The organism is Tistrella mobilis, from assembly GCF_039634785.1.
Lineage (GTDB): Bacteria > Pseudomonadota > Alphaproteobacteria > Tistrellales > Tistrellaceae > Tistrella > Tistrella mobilis.
Window position 1 is genome coordinate 205,616 of the sequence record NZ_JBBIAB010000007.1, and the last position, 19,309, is coordinate 224,924.

18 protein-coding genes are annotated in these 19,309 nt (G+C 69.3%); 7 read left to right on the forward strand and 11 right to left on the reverse strand.

From position 1 onward, the window contains the following. Positions 1 to 6 precede the first annotated feature (6 nt). From WI697_RS12475 to WI697_RS12490, 4 genes are read right to left on the reverse strand one after another with little or no spacing between them, the layout of a single operon-like run. Positions 7 to 876 carry an FAS1-like dehydratase domain-containing protein gene (locus WI697_RS12475; RefSeq protein ID WP_345958678.1) on the reverse strand — a complete coding sequence of 290 codons (870 nt, stop codon included), beginning with the start codon at positions 874 to 876 and terminating at the stop codon, positions 7 to 9. After that, entirely contained in the window at positions 873 to 1,997 is a 1,125-nt protein-coding gene (locus WI697_RS12480; RefSeq protein WP_345958679.1) for a CaiB/BaiF CoA transferase family protein, read from the reverse strand. The genes WI697_RS12475 and WI697_RS12480 overlap by 4 nt, the downstream gene beginning before the upstream one ends. A gap of 19 nt (positions 1,998 to 2,016) precedes the next feature. Then, positions 2,017 to 3,180 (reverse strand): acyl-CoA dehydrogenase family protein, encoded by a 1,164-nt coding sequence (locus tag WI697_RS12485; RefSeq protein WP_062768830.1) that lies wholly within the window; start codon positions 3,178 to 3,180, stop codon positions 2,017 to 2,019. 40 nt (positions 3,181 to 3,220) lie between these two features. Then, a complete protein-coding gene (locus tag WI697_RS12490; protein WP_345958680.1) occupies positions 3,221 to 3,871 on the reverse strand; it encodes a TetR/AcrR family transcriptional regulator in 651 nt (216 codons plus the stop codon). Positions 3,872 to 4,041: 170 nt separating this feature from the next. Between WI697_RS12490 and WI697_RS12495 the strand changes: the two genes are divergently transcribed. From WI697_RS12495 to WI697_RS12510, 4 genes are all read left to right on the forward strand, one after another. Continuing rightward, on the forward strand, positions 4,042 to 5,010 hold the full coding sequence (locus tag WI697_RS12495; RefSeq protein ID WP_345958681.1) for an NAD-dependent epimerase/dehydratase family protein: 969 nt from the start codon (positions 4,042 to 4,044) through the stop codon (positions 5,008 to 5,010). 13 nt (positions 5,011 to 5,023) lie between these two features. Beyond that, positions 5,024 to 6,385: a flavin-containing monooxygenase gene (locus WI697_RS12500; protein ID WP_345958682.1), complete on the forward strand. Its 1,362-nt coding sequence runs from the start codon at positions 5,024 to 5,026 to the stop codon at positions 6,383 to 6,385. A gap of 285 nt (positions 6,386 to 6,670) precedes the next feature. Beyond that, positions 6,671 to 7,777, forward strand: coding sequence for an NAD(P)/FAD-dependent oxidoreductase (locus WI697_RS12505; RefSeq protein ID WP_345958683.1), 1,107 nt, complete (start codon positions 6,671 to 6,673; stop codon positions 7,775 to 7,777). Next, positions 7,774 to 8,394 carry an alpha/beta hydrolase gene (locus tag WI697_RS12510; protein WP_345958684.1) on the forward strand — a complete coding sequence of 207 codons (621 nt, stop codon included), beginning with the start codon at positions 7,774 to 7,776 and terminating at the stop codon, positions 8,392 to 8,394. Before WI697_RS12505 ends, WI697_RS12510 begins: the two co-directional genes overlap by 4 nt. 5 nt (positions 8,395 to 8,399) lie before the next feature. On the opposite strand, the gene ybaK is transcribed toward WI697_RS12510, so the two are convergent. Together ybaK and WI697_RS12520 are read right to left on the reverse strand one after the other, a co-directional pair. Continuing rightward, a complete protein-coding gene (gene ybaK / locus WI697_RS12515) occupies positions 8,400 to 8,891 on the reverse strand; it encodes a Cys-tRNA(Pro) deacylase (RefSeq protein ID WP_345958685.1) in 492 nt (163 codons plus the stop codon). 62 nt (positions 8,892 to 8,953) lie between these two features. Next, complete coding sequence (locus WI697_RS12520; protein WP_345958686.1) at positions 8,954 to 9,898, reverse strand: LysR family transcriptional regulator; 945 nt, start codon at positions 9,896 to 9,898, stop codon at positions 8,954 to 8,956. 147 nt (positions 9,899 to 10,045) lie between these two features. Here WI697_RS12520 and WI697_RS12525 point away from each other — a divergent pair, with 147 nt between their 5' ends. Further along, positions 10,046 to 11,230 carry an MFS transporter gene (locus tag WI697_RS12525; protein ID WP_345958687.1) on the forward strand — a complete coding sequence of 395 codons (1,185 nt, stop codon included), beginning with the start codon at positions 10,046 to 10,048 and terminating at the stop codon, positions 11,228 to 11,230. A 25-nt stretch (positions 11,231 to 11,255) separates the two neighbouring features. Here the strand turns inward: WI697_RS12525 and WI697_RS12530 are convergent, their stop codons facing one another. Next, positions 11,256 to 12,887, reverse strand: coding sequence for a class I adenylate-forming enzyme family protein (locus WI697_RS12530; RefSeq protein ID WP_345958688.1), 1,632 nt, complete (start codon positions 12,885 to 12,887; stop codon positions 11,256 to 11,258). Between the two features lie 237 nt (positions 12,888 to 13,124). Between WI697_RS12530 and WI697_RS12535 the strand changes: the two genes are divergently transcribed. Then, positions 13,125 to 14,351: an ABC transporter substrate-binding protein gene (locus WI697_RS12535; protein ID WP_345958689.1), complete on the forward strand. Its 1,227-nt coding sequence runs from the start codon at positions 13,125 to 13,127 to the stop codon at positions 14,349 to 14,351. A gap of 46 nt (positions 14,352 to 14,397) precedes the next feature. Here the strand turns inward: WI697_RS12535 and WI697_RS12540 are convergent, their stop codons facing one another. Next, entirely contained in the window at positions 14,398 to 15,066 is a 669-nt protein-coding gene (locus WI697_RS12540; RefSeq protein WP_345958690.1) for a nitroreductase family protein, read from the reverse strand. Between the two features lie 157 nt (positions 15,067 to 15,223). Here WI697_RS12540 and WI697_RS12545 point away from each other — a divergent pair, with 157 nt between their 5' ends. Next, the gene (locus WI697_RS12545; protein WP_345958749.1) at positions 15,224 to 16,417 is read left to right on the forward strand and encodes an acyl-CoA dehydrogenase; all 1,194 of its coding nucleotides are present in this window, start codon (positions 15,224 to 15,226) and stop codon (positions 16,415 to 16,417) included. Between the two features lie 15 nt (positions 16,418 to 16,432). Here WI697_RS12545 and WI697_RS12550 read toward each other — a convergent pair whose 3' ends face one another. The 3 genes from WI697_RS12550 to WI697_RS12560 all read right to left on the reverse strand — a co-directional run bounded on the left by WI697_RS12550 (position 16,433) and on the right by WI697_RS12560 (position 19,284). Next, a complete protein-coding gene (locus WI697_RS12550; protein WP_345958691.1) occupies positions 16,433 to 17,929 on the reverse strand; it encodes a sensor histidine kinase in 1,497 nt (498 codons plus the stop codon). 139 nt (positions 17,930 to 18,068) lie between these two features. After that, positions 18,069 to 18,539 carry a TspO/MBR family protein gene (locus WI697_RS12555; RefSeq protein WP_345958750.1) on the reverse strand — a complete coding sequence of 157 codons (471 nt, stop codon included), beginning with the start codon at positions 18,537 to 18,539 and terminating at the stop codon, positions 18,069 to 18,071. A 163-nt stretch (positions 18,540 to 18,702) separates the two neighbouring features. Beyond that, complete coding sequence (locus tag WI697_RS12560) at positions 18,703 to 19,284, reverse strand: histidine phosphatase family protein (RefSeq protein WP_345958692.1); 582 nt, start codon at positions 19,282 to 19,284, stop codon at positions 18,703 to 18,705. Between the last annotated feature and the right edge of the window lie 25 nt (positions 19,285 to 19,309).

Sequence of the window (19,309 nt, forward strand, 5' to 3'; positions counted from 1 at the left end):
TGTGTCCTAGTCCCATCCCGCCTCCGCCGTCATCGCAACCGGCCCGCCGTCACGCGCGGTCCAGAGCTTCAACCCGTCCTCGGTCTCGGAAGCATGCAGGCGCACCGGGTCGGCGTCGAACAGCGGCGACAGGCTGCGAAAGCTGAACCGGTCGGGGGCGCGGCCGTCGAGGCCGGCTGCATAGTTGAACAGCAGGGTCGCCTGCAGCGGCCCGTGGATCACGAGGCCGGGATAGCCCTCGACAACGGTCGCATAATCCCTGTCGTAATGGATGCGGTGACCGTTGAAGGTGAGCGCCGAATAGCGGAAGAGCAGCGCCGGGCCGATCTCTGCCGGACGGTGATGACGGCCGGCGGGCGCAGGATTGAGGGGGGCCGGTTTCGGTGCGGGCACAGGCCTCCCTGCGGCGGGGTCGGGGGCCGCGCGATAGACGATGTCCTGGCGCTCGGTCGCCACCACCCGGCCGGCGGCCGAGATCAGATGTTCGACCGTCACGAAACACAGGCTGCCGCTCCGCCCCTCGCGGAGCGCGACATCGGCGATGCGCGACAGACGTTCCATCACCTGGCCCACCCGCAGATCGCCGGTGAAGCGGACCGCGCCGCCCGCCCACATCCGCCGGGGCAGCGGCACCGGCGGCAGAAAGCCGCCGCGGGCGGGATGGCCGTCGGGGCCGAGGGCGGCCGTGGCCACGGCCGGCTGCCCCAGACACCAGTGGATCAGCCGGGGGGCCGCCTCTCCCGGCTGCGGGATCGGGCCGCCGATGTCGAAGGTGGCGCGGAAGCGCCGGACCAGATCGGGGGTCACCGCTTCGGTCGTGGTCTCCTGGCGGCCGATCCAGCCGCGCAGATGATCGAGGTCGATGCCGGTCGTCATGTCGCCTCCGGATCGAGAGGGAGATGCTCACCCAGCGCCGGCACCGGCCCGTAGCGCCGGGGCGGACCATCGAAGACCGGGGCCGGGGCCGGCATGGCGACCGGCCCCGAGGGCGTGTCGACGGTGATCCTGCGGAGATGGGGGTGGGCGGCAAGGCCGGCCATGTCGTTGAGGTCGGCGAAGGCGATCCCCACGCGCTGCAGAAGCGCCCGGATCGACGGGCCGTCATCGGCGCCGATCGCCGCCGCCACCACCGCATCGGCCTCGGCGCGATGCGCCACCCGGCCGCGATTGCCGGCAAAGCGCGGATCGCTCGCAAGCCCGGGCCGCCCCGCAATCTCGCGCACGAAGGCCGCCCATTCCCGGTCGCTCTGGATCGCGACCAGCAGGATGGCGCCGTCGCGGGTGCGGAAGGTGCCATAGGGCGCGATCGAGGGATGGGACAGCCCCACCCGCCGCGGCGGCCGCCCGCCTTCCTGATGCAGCAGCGGCACGGTCAGCCAGTCGGCGGCGACGTCGAACATCGAGACCGCGATCGCCGCCCCCCGGCCGCTGATCCCCCGCGCGATAAGCGCCTCAAGGATGGCGGCATGAGCGGTGGCCCCGGTCGCGATGTCGACGATGGAGGTGCCGACCCGCGCCGGCGCGTCCGGCCCGCCAGTGATGGAACACAATCCGGCTTCCGCCTGGACCAGCATGTCATAGGCCTTGCGGTCGGCGAGCGGCCCGGTCTCGCCATAGCCGCTGATCGAACAGATGATCAGCCGCGGGAAATCGCGCCGCAGATCCGCGACCGCACAGCCCATCCGGGCCAGCGCGCCCGGCTTCAGGTTCTGGACCAGCACATCGGCCCGGGCCAGAAGCTCGCGGAAGGCCGCCCGCCCCGCAGCCTGGGCGAGGTCGAGCACCAGGCTCTCCTTGCCCCGGTTCAGCCAGACGAAATAGCTGCTTTCACCATGGGCGACGTCGTCATAGCCACGGGCGAAATCACCCTCGGGACGCTCGATCTTGATCACCCGTGCCCCCGCATCGGCCAGGCGCACGGTGCAGAACGGGGCCGAAACCGCCTGTTCCAGGGCGATCACGGTCAGGCCTTCAAGCGGCCGTGCCAGCGGATCCATCAGGCCCCCCCTCCCCCCGTCAGAACGACCGCGGCAGGCCGAGCACATGCTCAGCCACATAGGCGAGGATCAGGTTGGTGGAAATCGGCGCCACCTGATAGAGCCGGGTTTCGCGGAACTTGCGCTCGACATCGTATTCGGCGGCAAAGCCGAAGCCGCCATGGAACTGGATGCAGGCATTGGCCGCCTCCCACGAGGCCTTGGCCGCCAGGTATTTCGCCATGTTCGCCTGGGCCCCGCAGGGCTGCCCGGCATCGTAGAGGCGGCAGGCTTCCCAGCGCATCAGATTGGCGGCCTCGACCTCGATGAAGCTTTCGGCGATCGGGAACTGCACGCCCTGGTTCTGGCCGATCGGCCGGCCGAAAACCTGCCGCTCCGAGGCATAGGCCGAAACCTTGTCGATGAACCAGTAGCCGTCGCCGATGCATTCGGCCGCAATCAGCACCCGTTCGGCATTCAGCCCGGTCAGGATGTAGCGGAAGCCCTGGCCCTCCTCGCCGATCAGGTTTTCGGCCGGGATCTCCAGCTCGTCGAAGAACAGCTCGTTGGTCTCGTGATTGACCATGTTGGCGATCGGCCGGACGGTGAGCCCGCGGCCGATCGCGTCGCGCAGATCGACGATGAAGATCGACAGCCCCTCGGATTTCTTCGCCACCTGATCAAGCGGCGTGGTCCGGGCCAGCAGGATCATCAGGTCGGAATGCTGAATGCGCGAGATCCAGACTTTCTGGCCGTTGATCACCCAGCGGTCGCCGCGCCGGACCGCGGTGGTCCGGATGCGGGTGGTGTCGGTGCCGGCCCCGGGCTCGGTGACGCCCATCGACTGCAGCCTGAGCTCGCCCGCCGCGATCGCCGGCAGATAGCGCCGGCGCTGATCTTCGGATCCATGCCGGACCAGGGTGGTCATGTTGTACATCTGGCCGTGGCAGGCCCCGGAATTGCCCCCCGAGCGGTTGATCTCTTCCATGATGACCGAGGCCTCGGCCAGGCCCAGCCCGGCGCCGCCATACTCTTCCGGGATCAGGGCCGCCATCCAGCCGGCGCGGGTCAGGGCCTCGACGAAGGCCTCGGGATAGGCGCGATCGGCATCCACCCTGCGGTGATATTCAGGCGGAAAACCGGCGCAGAGCGCCCGCACCGCCGCCCGGATGTCGGGATGGGCCTCGTCACCGACGGTCTGCATCCTCCGGAACCTCCCTGGACTTTTTCGTTATCCAGGCAGTCTACCCCGCAGCGGGCCGCGCGCGCAGGCCATCGATGATCGTCCGGACCATTTCCTCCGCCAGGCGGTCGCGCGCCCCCTCTCCGGCATCGGCTTCGGGGCGATACCAGAAGATCGACCATTGCAGCGCGCCCAGCATCATCTTGACCGCGATCGAGGGGGCGACCGGCCCCAGCAGCCCCGCCTCGGCCGCGCGCAGGGTCTGGGCCTTGAACAGGGCTTCGAAACGGTCGCGACTGGCGATCAGATCGTCCAGGGTGCGGCGCTGATCGGGGGTGGTCGCCCCGAAGCGATGGATCTGTACGCCCTGGGCAACCACGGTTTCGAAGGCATGGTGATCCATCATCGCCCGGGCATGGGCCAGCAGCATGGCGCGGAGCACCGCCAGCGCATCGCCGGCAGATGCCATGGCCGGCTCCACCGCCGCGAACAGCCGCCGCATGCCCTCGCGGTGGACGTCGAAGAACAGATCGGTCTTGGTGGCGTGGTAGTGGTAGATGAAACCCTTGGTGCAGCCCATCGACCGGGCGACGTCGTCGATGCTGGTGGCGTGATAGCCGGTGCGCATGAAGCAGTTGGCCGCCGCCTCCAGCAGTTCCATGCGACGGCTCGCCGCCTCGGCTTCGTCGATCCTGCGTCCGCGTCGTGCCACGCCGTCCTCCGCGCTCTTCCTCGCCGGGCATCCTAGGGCAAGCCGCCCCTGCGGACCAGAGCAGGGACCAGGGGCGGGCAGCGCTTGCCGAAATACATCCTACTTGGCAGTATGTTAATTAAATCGAGCCGGATCAACCGGTTCACGCCCAAGGGAAGGAAGGCTTGCCCATGACGCGCGTCCTGATCACCGGCGCCGGTGGTTTTCTTGGCCGGCGCCTGGCCGCGGCGATCGCCGCCGGCGCCCCGATTGCCGGGCCGGACGGCCGCACGGGGCCCGCCAGCCGGCTGGAGCTGGTGGATCTGAAGGCGCCTGAAGCGCCGGCAGGCGCGGTAATGCCGGTGACCTGCCTGGCGGCCGACCTCGCCGATCCGGCAGGGGCGGCGGCCCTGGGGGCACGGGGGGCCGAAGTGATCTTCCATCTGGCCGCCAGCCTGACGCTGGATGCCGAACGCGCGCCCGATGCCGCCTGGGCGGTGAATGTCGAAGCGCTGCGCCGGATGGCCGAGGCGGCGGAGGGCCGGCCGCGCCTGATCTTCACCAGCTCGATCGCGGTCTTCGGCGGCAGCCTGCCTGCCGAAACCGGCGACGACCTCCGGCCGCTGCCCGCCACCGGCTATGGCACCCACAAGGCGATTGCGGAACTGATGCTGGCCGATCTGTCGCGCCGCGGCCGCATCGACGGCCGCTCCCTGCGTCTGCCGATCGTGGTCACCCGCCCCGGCGCACCGACGCCCGCGGTTTCCGACCGGATCGCGGCGCTGATCCGCGAGCCTCTGGCCGGCCGCGACGCCGTCTCTCCGCTGCCGCCCGAGACCCCCGTGCCGCTCGCCTCGGCAGGGGCGGTGGTGGCGGGACTGCTGCGCCTGCAGGCGGTGGCGGAAGTCGATCTGCCGCCGGGCCGGGTGCTCAACCTGCCGGCCTTCACCACCACCATCGGTGCGCTTGCCGACCGGGTCAGGGCGGCAGGCGCCCGCGGCCGGGTCAGCTTTGCGCCGGAACCGGATCTCGTCCGCATCGTCGGCAGCTGGCCGCAACGCTTCGTCTCGGGCCGCGCGGGCCCGCTGGGCATCCGCGCGGATGCCGGCCTGGATGCCATCATTGCGGATCATCTGGCCCATGACGGGGGGAAGGTATGAGCAGGGGGAAGGCATGAGCGGGGCGACCATGCCGGCCCCTGAACGGCGGGGCGAGGAGGACGGCACCGGCTGTCCCGACATCTGCATCATCGGCGCCGGCTCGTCGGGCGTTGCGGTCGCCAAGGCGCTGAAGGAGCGCGGCATCGCCTTCGCCTGCTACGAAACCGGCTCCGATATCGGCGGAATGTGGCGCTATCGCAACGACAACGGCATGTCCTCGGCCTATGCGGCGCTGCATATCGACACCAGCCGGGACAATCTGGGCTATCCGGATTTCCCGATCCCGAAACACCTGCCCGATTTTCTCTCCCACGCCCAGTTCCTGGCCCATCTGGAGGCCTATGCCGACCATTTCGGCATCCGCCCCCTGATCACCTTCCGCACCTCGGTCACCCGGGTGATGCCGATGGAAGACGGGCGATGGCAGGTCTCGCTGTCCGACGGCCGCAGGATCGCCTATCGCCATGTCGTCGTCGCCAACGGCCATCTCTGGGATCCGCGCCTGCCGGAGTTCCCGGGAGAATTCGACGGCACGACGCTGCATGCCCATCACTACGGCACCAGCGATCCCTTCGAAGGGCGGCGCGTGCTGGTGGTGGGCCTCGGCAATTCGGCGGTCGACATCGCGGTCGACCTGTGCCGGCGGGCCGCCCATGTCGCGATCTCCACCCGCCGCGGCGCCTGGATCATGCCCAAATACCTGATGGGTGTGCCGGTCGACCGCTGGTCGGCGCTCCTCTCGCGCCGTCTGCATCTGCCGACCCGGCTGACCCGCATGATCATGGCCCGACTGATCCGGTTGGGGGTCGGCGATCAGCGGCGCTTCGGCCTGCCGCGTCCGGCCCATCCGATGTGGCGGGAACACGCGACGCTCAGCCAGGATCTGCTGCCGGCGATCGGCCATGGGCGGATCACGGTGCGCCCCGACATCGCCCGGCTGGACGGCGACGGCGTGGTCTTCACCGACGGTGACCGGGATCCCTTCGACGCGATCATCTACGCCACCGGCTACCGGACCAGTTTCCCCTTCCTCGATCCCGATCTCGCCCGGCAGGCCCTCGGCGACGAGAGCCGGCCGGCGCTCTATCGCCGCATCCTCTCCCCCGCCTGCCCCGGCCTCGCCTTCGCCGGGCTGGTGCAGCCGATCGGGCCGACAATTCCACTGGTCGAGATCCAGGCCCGCTGGCTCGCCAGCCTGCTGTCCGGTGCGATGGCCCCGGCAGGGCCCGAGGATCAGCGCCGCGAAATCGCCCGTCATCACGCCGTTCAGCGCCGTACCTGGCTCGACAGCCCGCGCTACGCGCTGGAGGTGGACTATAAAACCTATGCCCGACAGCTGAGGCGCGACATGGCCCGGGGGCAGGCCGGGATCTGACCCGGCTGTCGCCGGATTCCGTTCCGCCTGGCGATCCCCCGGGCAAAAAACCGGCACTACGGTCCGGAATGGCTGCCGAATTCAACCTGGGCGTGATAAATTCTCGACCCGCGGGCTGTCCGGTGCCCGGTGGTCCGGGAGCGGCAGGCCGATCCGGCCCGCCAGGATCGTATTGTGGTTGCCGAGCCGGATGGACTAGCCACAAGATCGCCCCCATCTGGGGAACGGGCGGCGCCTGGCGCCGGTCCGCATCCATTGTCGACCTGATACGGAAACCGGAGTCCGATGACCGCGACCTCGACCACTTTCGATCCCGCCGCCTATGGCATCGCGCCGGGTGCCGCCGGCGACATCGTCGCAACCCAGCCCGGCGGGCGGCACGAGACCGATATCGCCGTGATCGGGGCCGGCCCCGTCGGCCTGTTCTCGGTGTTCGAGGCCGGCATGCTGAAGCTGAAGACGCATGTCGTCGACGCCCTGCCGCATGTCGGCGGCCAGTGCAGCGCGATGTATCCGGAAAAGCCGATCTACGACATCCCCGGCTGGCCGAAGATCGAGGCGCAGGCCCTGATCGACCAGCTGGCCGCCCAGGCCGCCCCCTTCGACCCGGCCTGGCATCTGGGCCAGCAGGTCACGGACCTTTCCCGCGACGAGGCGTCGGGCGACTGGATCGTGGGCACCGACAAGGGCACGCAGATCCAGGCCAAGGCGGTGCTGATCGCCGCCGGCGTCGGCGCCTTCGGCCCCAACCGGCCGCCGCTCGCCGGCATCGAGGCCTATGAGGAGCACTCGGTCTTCTATCGTGTCGCCCGCAAGGAAGCCTTCCGCGGCAAGCGGGTGGTGATCGCGGGCGGTGGCGACAGCGCACTGGACTGGGCGATCGAACTTGCCGATATCGCCGCTGCGATCATGGTCATCCACCGCCGCCCGAAATTCCGCGGCGCGCCGGAAAGCGTGGCCAAGCTCCATGCCCTGGCGGCCCAGGGCAAGATCGAACTGGTCGTACCCTACCAGCTCCACGGCCTGGAGGGTGATCCGGAAACCGGCCGGCTGGATGCCGTAACGGTCGCCGATCTGGACGGCAATGTCCGCCGGCTGGAGGCCGACGTGCTGCTGCCCTTCTTCGGCCTGTCGATGAATCTGGGCCCGATCCTGACCTGGGGCCTGGCCCTGGACCAGAACCACATCACGGTCGAGCAGGCGACCATGTCGACCAGCCTGCCCGGCATCTTCGCCATCGGCGACATCGCCCGCTACCCGCACAAGCTGAAGCTGATCCTCTCGGGCTTCGCCGAGGCCGCCTCGGCCACCCATGCCGCCCGCGAGATCTGCCGCCCGGGCGAGGTGATGCATTTCGAATATTCCACCACCAAGGGCGTGCCGGGGGCATGACCGCCACCGCCCTCGTCATCCTGCTCCACGGGGTCGGCAGCAATGGCGCCGATCTGGAGCCACTCGGGCATTTCTGGCAGGGGGCGCTGCCGGGGGCGGTGTTCGTGTCGCCGGATGCGCCGCACCGTTTCGACCAGGCGCCGACCGGCTTTCAATGGTTCTCGATCGGGTCGATCACGGCCGCCGACCGGGCCGCCAGGATTGCCGCGGCGCGGGCGGATTTCGATGCGCTCGTCGACCGGATCGTGACCGGGCAGGGCTTTCGCGACCGGCTGGACCGGGTGGCGCTGGTCGGGTTCTCGCAGGGCTCGATGATGCTGCTGGACGGCATCGCCCGCGGCCGCTGGCCGGTGGCGGCGGGCGTCGCCTTTTCGGGGCGGCTCGGCACGGCCGATCCGCTGACGCCGGCGCATCTGACGCCGTTGCTGCTGATCCACGGCCTGGCCGATCCGGTGGTGCCGGCGGAAGAGAGCCGGCTGGCCGCCGAACGGCTGGCCGCGGCCGGGGTGGATGTCGAGGCGCGGTTCGAGCCCGGGCTCGGCCACACCATCTCCCAGGCCGGCGCCATGGAAGCGGGGCGGTTCCTGGCCGACAGGCTGGGCTTCGGATCCGCCTGACGGGATCAGGCGATCAGCGGCGCGGTCACCGCGCCCAGCGCCCGGACCAGATCGGCCGGTGCGAGCTTCGCCTGAAGCCCGCGCTGGCCGCCATTCACGAAGACATAAGGCTCGGCCATCGCCGCCGCCTCGACCGCGGTCGGTACCCGCTTCTTCTGACCGAAGGGGCTGATGCCGCCGACATGATAGCCGGTGATGCGCTCGGCATCGGTCGGGCGCATCATCACCGCCGCCTTGCCCCCGAAGGCCTGGGCGAGCTTTTTCATGCTCACCTCGTGATCCGACGGCACCACCACGCAGACCGCGCGGCCGTCGACCTCGGCCATCAGCGTTTTCAGCACCCGCCGCGGCGGCTCCCCGATCGCCTCGGCCGCCTGCAGGCCGATACGCTCGGCATCGGGATCATAGTCGTAGGTCAGCGTCTCGAAGGCGATGCCGGCCCGGGCGAGGGCCTGGGTGGCGCGGGTGGATGCCGTGGGTTTCCCGGATTTCGCCATGACGGGGCCGCCTTCCTGCACGAATGTGACGGCGGAGATATAGCACGGCCGGGCCGAAGCGGTCACAGATGCAGCGCCTGGATTTCGCGGCGCAGCCAGCAGATCCGGGGATCGCGGTCGCGGCGCGGATGCCAGGCCAGATGGATGGTGAACCCCGGCACGGTCACCGGCGGCTCGAAGATGTCTAGATCGCGGGCGCAGGCCATGGCCAGACGCTCGGGCGCCATCGCGATCAGATCGCTGCGGGCCAGCAGCGGCGGCAGTTGCAGGAAACTCGACACCGAGGCCGCGATCCGTCGGGTTCGCCCCAGAGCCGCCAGCGCCTCGTCGGTCACCCCGCGGAGCGCGCCGCCCACGGGGGAGACCAGGACATGCGGCAGGCGGCAGAATTCATCCAGGTCGAAGGGGCCGGTGCCGCGCGGATGGCCGCGCCGCTGCACCACGACGAAGCGTTCGTCGAACAGCCGGCTGCGGATCGCCCCCTGGGGCAGCAGCGGCTCCGAAGCGATCATCAGATCGGCGCGCCCCTCTTCCAGATCCTGACGGCTGCGCTGCGGATCGTGGGCCATCATGATCACCCGGGTATCGGGCACCATCCGGGTATCGGGCACCACCCGAGCATCGGAGGCCGGCCCGTCGCCGCGGCCTTCGAAGGCCGCAACCAGCCGGCCGGTCACCGCGGCGTGAATATAGTCGGTAGCGATCACCCGCACCGTCACCGGCCCGGCCATGGGATCGAAGGGCAGTTCCGCGGCAACCAGAGATTGAAGCTCGTCGAGCAGGCGATTGAGCGGCTGGCGCAGCGCCTCGGCGCGGCTGGTCGGCACCAATGTGCGGCCGGATCGGACCAGCAGCGGGTCGTCGAACAGGTCGCGCAGCCGGGCGAGCTGGGCCGAGAGTGCCGGCTGGCTGATCCCCAGCCGGCGGGCGGCGCGGGTGACGCTGCGTTCCGCCAGCAGCACATCCAGCGACAGCAGCAGGCCCAGATCATGCCGCGGCAGATCCATGCAGGTTATCCTTCCTATACGAAACATCGATTTGAATTATGCCAGGGCCGAAGGCAGCTTCAACGGCCGGAGCCATCCGATCTCCGCTCCCGGCATTCCATCGCAACCGCCCCGCCCCCCGCCTTCCCGGGCGCACAGGACCTCCGCATGCCCCCTCACACCCGCGCCACCCGCCGTCTTCCTGCCCTGCTGGCCCTGGCCGGCGGCTATTTCACCGTGGGTGTCGCCTCCATGTCGGTGATCGGTTTCGCCCAGCCGCTCACCGCCGACCTCAGCCTTCCCCCCTCGGCCGTGGGCGGGCTGGTCACGGCCTTCGCCATCACCTATGCGCTGGCCGCACCCGCCATGCAGATCCTGTTCGGCGATCGCGACCGGCGGCGGATGGTGATGACGGGGCTTGCGGGCGTGTGTCTGGGTGCCGTGCTCTGTGCTCTGGCGCAAAGCTACGGAATGCTGGTCGCCGGCCGCACGGTGATGGCGCTGGGGGCGGGTCTGGTCGGCCCGACCGTCTCGGCCACCGGTGCCATTCTGGTCGACGAGGATCGCCGGGCCTCGGCACTGGCCACCGTCTTCGGCGGCATGACCGCGGCGGTGGTGATCGGCGTGCCGATCTGCAGCATGGCCGGGATCGCGATCGGCTGGCGCGGCGTCACCTGGGGGATCGCGGCGATTGCGGTGCTGGTCGCCCTGGCGGTGCGCGCGACCGTGCCCGGGGGGCTGCGCGGCTCCCGCTCGGGTGCAAGAGTGCTGCTGCGCATGATGGTCGACCGGCGGATCGGCATGGCGCTGGTGGTGCCGCTGATGCAGATGTCCGGCATCTTCGTCACCTACGCCCTGCTCGCCCCCTGGATGACTGCCGTCGCCGAGGCCGGCGGCCGCGTCCTGCCCGAAACCGCGGTCCCCACCGCCATGTTCATCTACGGCGCCGGCGGGCTGATCGGCAATGCGCTGGGTGCCGTGCTGGAACGCCGCTTCGGCGCCGTCGGCACGCTGCGCATCACCCTCACCGCCCTGGGCCTGGGCTTCGCCGCGGCACTGGTGGTGCCGGGCGGGCTGGTTCCGCTCTATCTGCTGATGTCGGTCTGGGCGATCACCGCCATGTCGTTCATGGCCCCGCAGCAGAAGCGCCTGGTCGATCTGGCCGGCGATCGCGCCGGCCTCGCCCTCGCGCTCAATGCGTCCGCGCTCTATGCCGGCATGTCGCTGGGCTCGGGCGTGGGTGTGGCGGTGCATGGCGGGGCGGGGCCGCTGCTGCTGCCCGCCGCCTCGCTCGCCTTCGTGGTGGTCGCCATGCTCGCGCTCGAGATATCGCAGCGGCCGGCGCGGGCGTGACCGCGGCCAGGCAACCGACCGCCGATCAGATCACCCGCCCCTCCGCCGCCCAATAGGGCGCGCGCAGCTCGCGCTTCAGCACCTTGCCGAGCGCGTTGCGCGGAAATTCCGTGCGGAACTCCACCCCGACCAGGCGCTGGGTCTTGGCCAGCCGGTCATTCGCCCAGGCCTTAAGATCGGCCTCCGTGACCCGGGCGTCGTCGCGCGGGATCACCAGCGCCAGCGCCGCCTCGCCCCATTTTTCATGCGGCACGCCGATCACCGTCACGTCGAGCACGTCGGGATGGCCGCCCAGCACGGTCTCGACATCGGTCGGGAAGACGTTGAAGCCGCCCGAGACGATCATGTCCTTCTTGCGGTCGAGGATGTAGAGGAAGCCCGCCTCGTCCAGCCTGCCGATATCGCCGGTGCGGATAAAGCTGCGGCCGCGCTCGTCCCGCCAGATCGCGGCGGCGGTCGCCTCGGGCCGGCCGTGATAGCCGGCCATCATGCCGGCGCCATAACCGGCGATCTCGCCCGCCTCGCCTGCCGGCAACTCGCGCCCCTCGTCGTCGATGATCCGGACCTCGAAACCCAGCACCGGCGTGCCGACCGAGCTCAGCCGGGTCGCATGGAATTCGGGCTTCAGCATGGTCGCGAAGCCTTCGGTCAGGCCGTAAAGCTCGTAAAGCCCCGGCCCCATCCGCGCCAGCACCGCCTGCTTGGTGTCGGGCCTGAGGGGGGATCCGGCCGAGAGCATGGTCTTCAGGCTGGAGAGGTCTGCGCGATCCAGCGCCGGGCAGGCGAGGGTCAGGATATACTGGGTCGGCACCATGAAGGTGTGGGTGATCCGCTCCCGCGCCACCGTCTCAAGGAAAGCCGCCGGGTCGAATTGCGGCAGGATATGGAGCGTGCCGCCGGTGAACAGCACCGGCAGCACCATCAGCCAGGTGCCGTTGGAATAGAGTGCGGTGGTGGTCAGCGCCCGCGAGGTCTGGTCGAACCGCATCTCGATCGCGTTCGAGAACGACCAGTGCTGCCGCGCCCGGTGGGTCTGCACGATGCCCTTGGGCAGGCCCGTGGTGCCCGAGCTGTAGATGATGTTGAACGGGTCATCCAGGGCATAGCGCACGGGCGGCTGGGTCACCGGCGCCTCCCCCAGAAACGCGTCGTAAGCGGTCCAGCCCGGCTGTTCGGGGCCCAGCACCACGAAGCGGTCCGGCGCCACCCGGTCGAGCCTCTCCCTGACCGGCGCGATCCGGTCGATCAGCCCGGGGGCGACAATCAGGGTGGTCGCCCCGGAATCGGTGATCAGATGGGCCAGCTGGTCGGGCGTCAGCATGGCCGACAGCGGCACCAGACAGGCCCGCGCCTTGACCACGCCGAACATCACCGGGATGGTCATGACCTCGTTGCCGAGCAGCACGGCGACCTTGTCGTCGCGACCGAGCCCGCGGGCATGGAGGGCATTGGCCAGCCGGTTCATCGCCTGGTCAAAATCGCGCCAGCTGAGCCGGTCTGCACCACAGACGATGGCGTCCTTCCGGGGGAAATGGCGGGCATGAACCGCCCAGATCTCGGGCAGATAGACATGGATGTCGTCGGGCCGGTCCAGGGCACCCTCGCTCTCCCCGGATCCCGTCCGGTCAGAGAGGGCCGGCTGCGTCACCACGGTCATCTCCTGCGTGTCCTCCGTCTGGCTCTTCCCGCCGGGCTGACCCGGGCGGGCGGCAATTAAACAAACCATTGTTTGGTTCATTCCATCGACTCTGGCCTGCATCTTCCCGCCTGTCCAGGCCGAAAGCAGCCCGGCCTTAAAACTACCAAACACTTGTTTTTCTAATGCCGGAAGCTCTGCTAAGCTCACCCGCAAACGAGCCCGGCCACGAGCCGGACCAGAGGGAGGGAGACGACGATGGAACGGGTGAAGCGGGGTGTGCTCGGCACGGCGCTGGCGGCCGGCCTGATCTGCGGCACGGCCGGCATGGCGGCAGCGGCAGAGATCAGCGGCGAGGTGGTGCGGATCGGGGTGATGAACGATCAGTCGGGCGCCTATGCCGATACCTCGGGCCCCGGCTCGGCCGCGGCTGCCCGGCTGGCGATCGAGGATTTCGGCGGCACGGTGCTCGGCAAGCCGATCGAGGTCGTCTCGGCCGACCATCAGAACAAGCCGGATATCGGCGCCGGCACCGCGCGGCGCTGGTATGATCAGGACGGCGTCGACGGCATCTTCGACATCGCCAATTCGGCGGTCTCGCTGGCCGTGCAGGAACTGGCCAAAAGCGACGGGCGGCTGGTTGTCCATGTCGGCTCGGCCAATGACCGGATCTATGGCCAGGATTGTGCCGCAACCGGCTTCCTCTGGCTCTACGACACCTTCTCGATCGCCCAGGCGATCGGCAAGGCCGTGGTCGCCCAGGGCGGAGACAGCTGGTACTACATCTCGGCCGATTACGCTTTCGCCAAGGCGATGGAAGGGGCACTGACCCCGGTGGTGGAAGCGGCCGGGGGCAAGGTTCTGGGGGCCGTGCGCCACCCCATCGGCACCACCGACTATTCCTCGTATGTGCTGCAGGCCCAGGCCTCGGGTGCCAAAATCGTGGCGCTCGCCAATGCCGGCGTCGATACCATCAACACCATCAAACAGGCCTCGGAATTCGGCCTCACCCAGGGCGGGCAGAAGCTGGCGGCGACGGTGTTCTATCTGCACACCGTCCACGGGCTGGGGCTGGAGGTCGCCCAGGGGCTGCAGGTGGTGACCGGCTTCTACTGGGACATGGATGACGCCACCCGCGCCTTCGCGAAACGTTTCGAGGCCGCAACCGGCGGCAACATGCCGTCCCAGATCCATGCCGGCACCTATTCGGCGGTGCTGCATTATCTGAAGGCGGTGGAGGCCGCCGGCACCGACGAGCCGCGGGCAGTGGCGGCGAAGATGCGCGAGATCCGGGTGAATGATTTCTTCACCAGGGATGCCGAGGTCCGCAGGGACGGCCGGCTGATGCGCGACTACCACCTGGTGGAGGTGAAGAGCCCCGCCGCGTCGACGGGTCCCTGGGACTATTACAAAGTGCTCGACCGGGTGCCGGCGGCCGATGTCATCCGGCCGATGGATCCGGCGCTCTGCCCGATCCTGAACTGAGACATCCGCGGCCGGCCCGACCCGGCCGGCCGCGACAATCTCGGGCTCAACCGCCGAAGCGGCCGCGGTGAACGAAGGCGTCGCGGGGCTGGCGCTCCCGCGCCGAAATTTCCCGGCCGCGCAGATCTTCGGGCAGCTCGGCGGCATCGCCGATCGGGCCGATCGCAATCATCGCCACCGGCTGCACGTCTTCCGGCAGGCCCAGCGTGCCGGTGGCCACCCCGGCATCGAAACCGGCCATCTGGTGCAGCCACAGCCCCTCGGCGGTGGCCTGCACCGTCATCATGCCGACGGCCAGGCCCAGATCATAGAGTGCCGTGCCGATCGGCTTGCCGTCGGGACGAAGCGTGCGGGCCGCGGCCAGCACCAGCACCGGTGCCCGGGGTGCCCAGCGCCGGTTGCCCGGCAGCAGGCAGTTGGCCAGACGTTCGAAGCCCTCCGGATCCTCGGACCGGCTGGCGGCCACGAACAGCCAGGGCTGCTGATTATTGGCCGAGGGTGCCCAGCGCGCCGCTTCGAAGACCGGCGCCAGATCGTCGAGGGACAGATCGACATCGGCAAAGGCTCGCGGGCTCCAGCGTGCCGAAAGCAGCGGCAGGATCTCCGGCTCCGCCGCGGCGCGCTTGATCGCCGCCAGATCGGGCGCCCAGTCTTCGGGCGCATGCCCGTTCCAGCCATAGGGGGCCAGATCCTCGCCGGTCAGGGCTTCGCTCATGCTCCGTCTCCGCTGATTTTATTCCGCGTGGCAGTCATATATTCCGCAAGGCGGACATGGCCGATTTTTCGGCCACACCGCCCTGTCGCCTCCTTATATTCGACGGCAGGAGACGCTCCACAAGACCCGCGACAAGGCCCGAACACCGATGAGCCATATGGAAACCTCGCCCAAAGCCGCCGCCGCCTTCGACTGGTCCGACCCGCTGCTGTTCGACGACCAGCTGACCGAAGACGAGCGGATGATCCGCGATTCAGCCCGTGACTTCGCCCGCGACCGGCTGCTGACCCGGGTGATCGACGGCACCCGGCGTGAGCATTTCGACCGCGAGATCATGAACGAGATGGGTGCGCTGGGCCTGCTGGGCCCCACCCTGCCCGAGGAATACGGCTGCCCGGGCGTCTCGCATGTCGCCTATGGCCTGATCTCCCGCGAGGTGGAGCGGGTCGACAGCGGCTACCGCTCGGCGATGAGCGTGCAGTCGTCGCTGGTCATGCACCCGATCTACGCCTATGGCTCGGAAGAGCAGCGCCGGAAATACCTGCCGAAACTCGCCACCGGCGAGATGATCGGCTGCTTCGGCCTGACCGAACCCGATCACGGCTCGGATCCGGGCGGCATGAAGACCCGGGCCACCAGGGTGGATGGCGGCTGGCGGCTGAACGGCGCCAAGATGTGGATCACCAATTCGCCGATCGCCGATATCGCGGTGGTCTGGGCCAAGACCGATGACGACGTGATCCGCGGCTTCGTGGTCGAGCGGGGCATGGACGGGTTCTCGACGCCCAAGATCCAGGGCAAGATGTCGCTCCGCGCCTCGATCACCGGCGAAATCGTGCTCGACGACGTCTTCGTGCCCGAGGAAAACCTGCTGCCGAACGTGAAGGGGCTGAAGGGCCCGTTCGGCTGCCTGAACAAGGCCCGCTACGGCATCGCCTGGGGGGCGATGGGCGCGGCCGAGTTCTGCTGGCATCAGGCCCGGCAGTATGTGATCGACCGCAAGCAGTTCGGCCGGCCGCTGGCCGCCAACCAGCTGATCCAGAAGAAGCTGGCCGACATGCAGACCGAGATCACGCTGGGCCTGCAGGGCGTGCTGCGCCTGGGCCGGCTGATGGACGAGGGCCGGGCGGCGCCCGAGGCGATCTCGCTGTTCAAGCGCAACAATGTCGGCAAGGCGCTCGACATCGCCCGCCTTGCCCGCGACATGCATGGCGGCAACGGCATCTCGGACGAATTCCACGTCATCCGGCACCTCGTGAACCTGGAAACCGTGAACACCTACGAGGGCACCCACGACATCCATGCCCTGATCCTGGGCCGCGCCCAGACCGGCATTCAGGCCTTCTTCTGATCGGCCTTCTTCCGATCAGGCGGCCCGATCGTCGATCTGCCGGTCCGGCAGGTCGACGATCACCATCGTACCGCCCAGGCGGCCGGTTTCGACCCGGATCCGGCCGCCCATCAGCGTGACCAGCCGGCGGACGATGGCAAGGCCCAGCCCTGCCCCGCCATGGTTGCGCGACAGAACCCCGCCGCCGGTCTCGAAGGGCCGGCCGATGTCGCGGGCCAGCGCATCGGGCATGCCGGGACCGTCATCCTCCACCCGGATCACCACCCCGGCCGTGCCCGGCATCGCCTCGATGCAGACCTGCCCCCGGGGCCGCGCGAACTTGATCGCGTTCGACGCCAGATTGGCGATGATCCGCACCATCACCGTGGCATCGCCGGCAAGCGCCGCATCGGGGGCGATCGCCACCTTGACCGTGACATCGGGCCGGCCCTCGGCCGCTGCCGCCCGATCCAACCCCTGGCGCACGATCTGGCCCAGATCCACCGCCTCGGACGCCAGCAGCGACGGATCGTCGAGGCGGGTGAGATCCAGGATGTCGTCGACGATGGCGAGCAGCCGCCGCCCGGCCTGATGGATGGCGGTGACATAGTCGCGCTGGCGCTGCGGCAAGGGCCCGTGCAGCCCTTCGATCAGCAGTTCGGCAAAGCCGATCACGGCGTTGAGCGGCGTGCGCAGCTCGTGATTCATATGGGCGAGGAAGGCGGATTTGGCCGCACTCGCGGTCTCGGCGGCGGCGAGCGCCCGGGTCAGACGGCGCTCCGCCTCGACCAGCGGGGTGACATCGGCGAACTGGGTGATGCAATGGGCGGGATTGCCGTCGGCATCGCGGATCACGGCGCCGGCCACCCGGAACCAGACGACATGGCCTTCGGCATGAATATAGCGGCGCATGCCGTCGAGCGGCCGGCCGTCGACCCGGGCGGCGGCCAGCCAGCGTTCCGCGGCCGCCAGGTCGTCGGGATGGATCAGGCTGCGGAAATCCGCCCCGGCCAGGGCTGCCGCCTCGCGGCCCAGGCTGCGCGCCAGCGCCAGATTGACCCGCAGCATCCGCCCGTCGAGCCCGACCACGGCCTGACCGACGCCGGTGCTTTCGAAAGACAGCCTCAGGCTTTCTTCCGCCAGCCGCCGGTCCGACAGGTCACGGATCGTGCCGATATAAAGCCGGACATCGTCGCTGCGGGTCAGCATGCTGACGACCAGATCGATCGGCACCGGCGTGCCGTCGCGGCGGCGGCCGGTCAATTGCCGGCCCCGGCCGATGATCCGCTGGCGAATGTCGGGATCGGCCGTGCGCAGATGGCGGTCATGGCCCGCCGCCTCTTCGGGCCGCATCAGCAGATTGACGCTTTGCCCGACCAGCTCGGCCGGGCTGTAGCCGAAAATCAGTTCGGTGGCACGGTTGGCGAACTGCACGATGCCGTGATCATCGATCACCACGATCGCATCATGCGTGGCATCCACGATATCCGCGAACAGCGCCGGATCGTGGGAGATGGCAGGTCCGGTCTGCATGGCAGGGGCAGGTTTCCGCAAAGCAGCAAGTCGGAGATGCCGCAATCTACGGAGGCGCGGGCCTTGCGTCTATGCACCGGAAACGGGGACCACCTGCCCGATCCATGCAAGCCCGAACCCGGCCCTTCTGTGCGCTTCGTCACATTCCGGGGCTGAGATTGAGCCAGATCGAGGCATTGAGCGCGGTGGCAAAGGCACCCCAGGCGAGATAGGGCAGCATAAGCAGCCCCGCCACACGATCATGACGGCCGAAGGCGATCGCGGTCGCAGTGACGGCCACCAGCAGCACCACGATGTCGACCAGCGCCAGGCCGACCTGATGCAGGCCGAAGAACAGGACCGACCAGGCGAGGTTGAGCGCCAGCTGCACGAGATGCAGGCCAAGGGCCCCCCGTGCCCCGGCAATGCCGGCCTTGCGCCAGACCCGCCAGGCCGCCACCGCCATCAGGATATAGAGCGTGGTCCAGACCGGCGCGAAAACCCAGTCGGGCGGGGTGAAACCGGGCTTGGGCAGGGTGCGGTACCAGCCGTCGATTTCGGGCGTGGTGACCGCACCGCCAAGCCCCGAGACCACGGCAGAGACCACGAGGAACCCCAGCAGGGCCAGCAGCGACCGCCCTGAGAAGACGGGGGGACGGGCGGTGCGGCGAAGACCGGCAGAAGGGGTGGGGCCGGCAGAAGGGGTGGGGCCGGCAGAAGGGGTGGGGCCGGCAGAAGGGGAGGTCATGGGTAAGCATCCTGATGGTTCCGAGGGGGAGACGCCGGCCGGGCGATCAAGGGGAGAGCCGCGCCCGCACCGCGGCGGTTCCGTCCGGCAGCACTTCGACCACGACGATCTCTCCCGATGCCGGGAAGATGCCGGTGACGGCGGTGATGTTGACCTGGTGGCTGACCATGATCAGCGGCGGATCGCCGGCCTTGCGCTCGGCGATCCGGGCCAGGATGTCGCGCCGTGCCGCATCTTCGCGGCTGCGGTCGCGGAAAAAACTGTCGAGCGGCGGAAACGGATCCACCTCGCCCAGATCCAGTTCGCGGGCGGTGTCGGTCGCCCGGCACCAGCGGCTGGTGAGCACGAGGGCATCGGCCAGCCCCGCTGCCCGAAGCAGACGACCGGTCTCGCGCGCCTCGGCACGCCCCGCCTCGGACAGGTTGCGCTGGGTGGTGCAATCGTCCAGGCGGAAATGGTCGGGGTCGCCGGTGCCCGGGGCCGTGGCATGGCGCATCAGCGCGGCATGGCGGGGGAGATCCAGAAGCTCGACCACGCGGCCCTTCTCTTCCGCCTGGGCCGGACGCAGAACGGCCGCGACCAGGATCAGGGCCAGGGAATACAGACGGAAGACGCCAGGCGCATGCATGGGGAAGCCTCCGGCAAGGGGTACG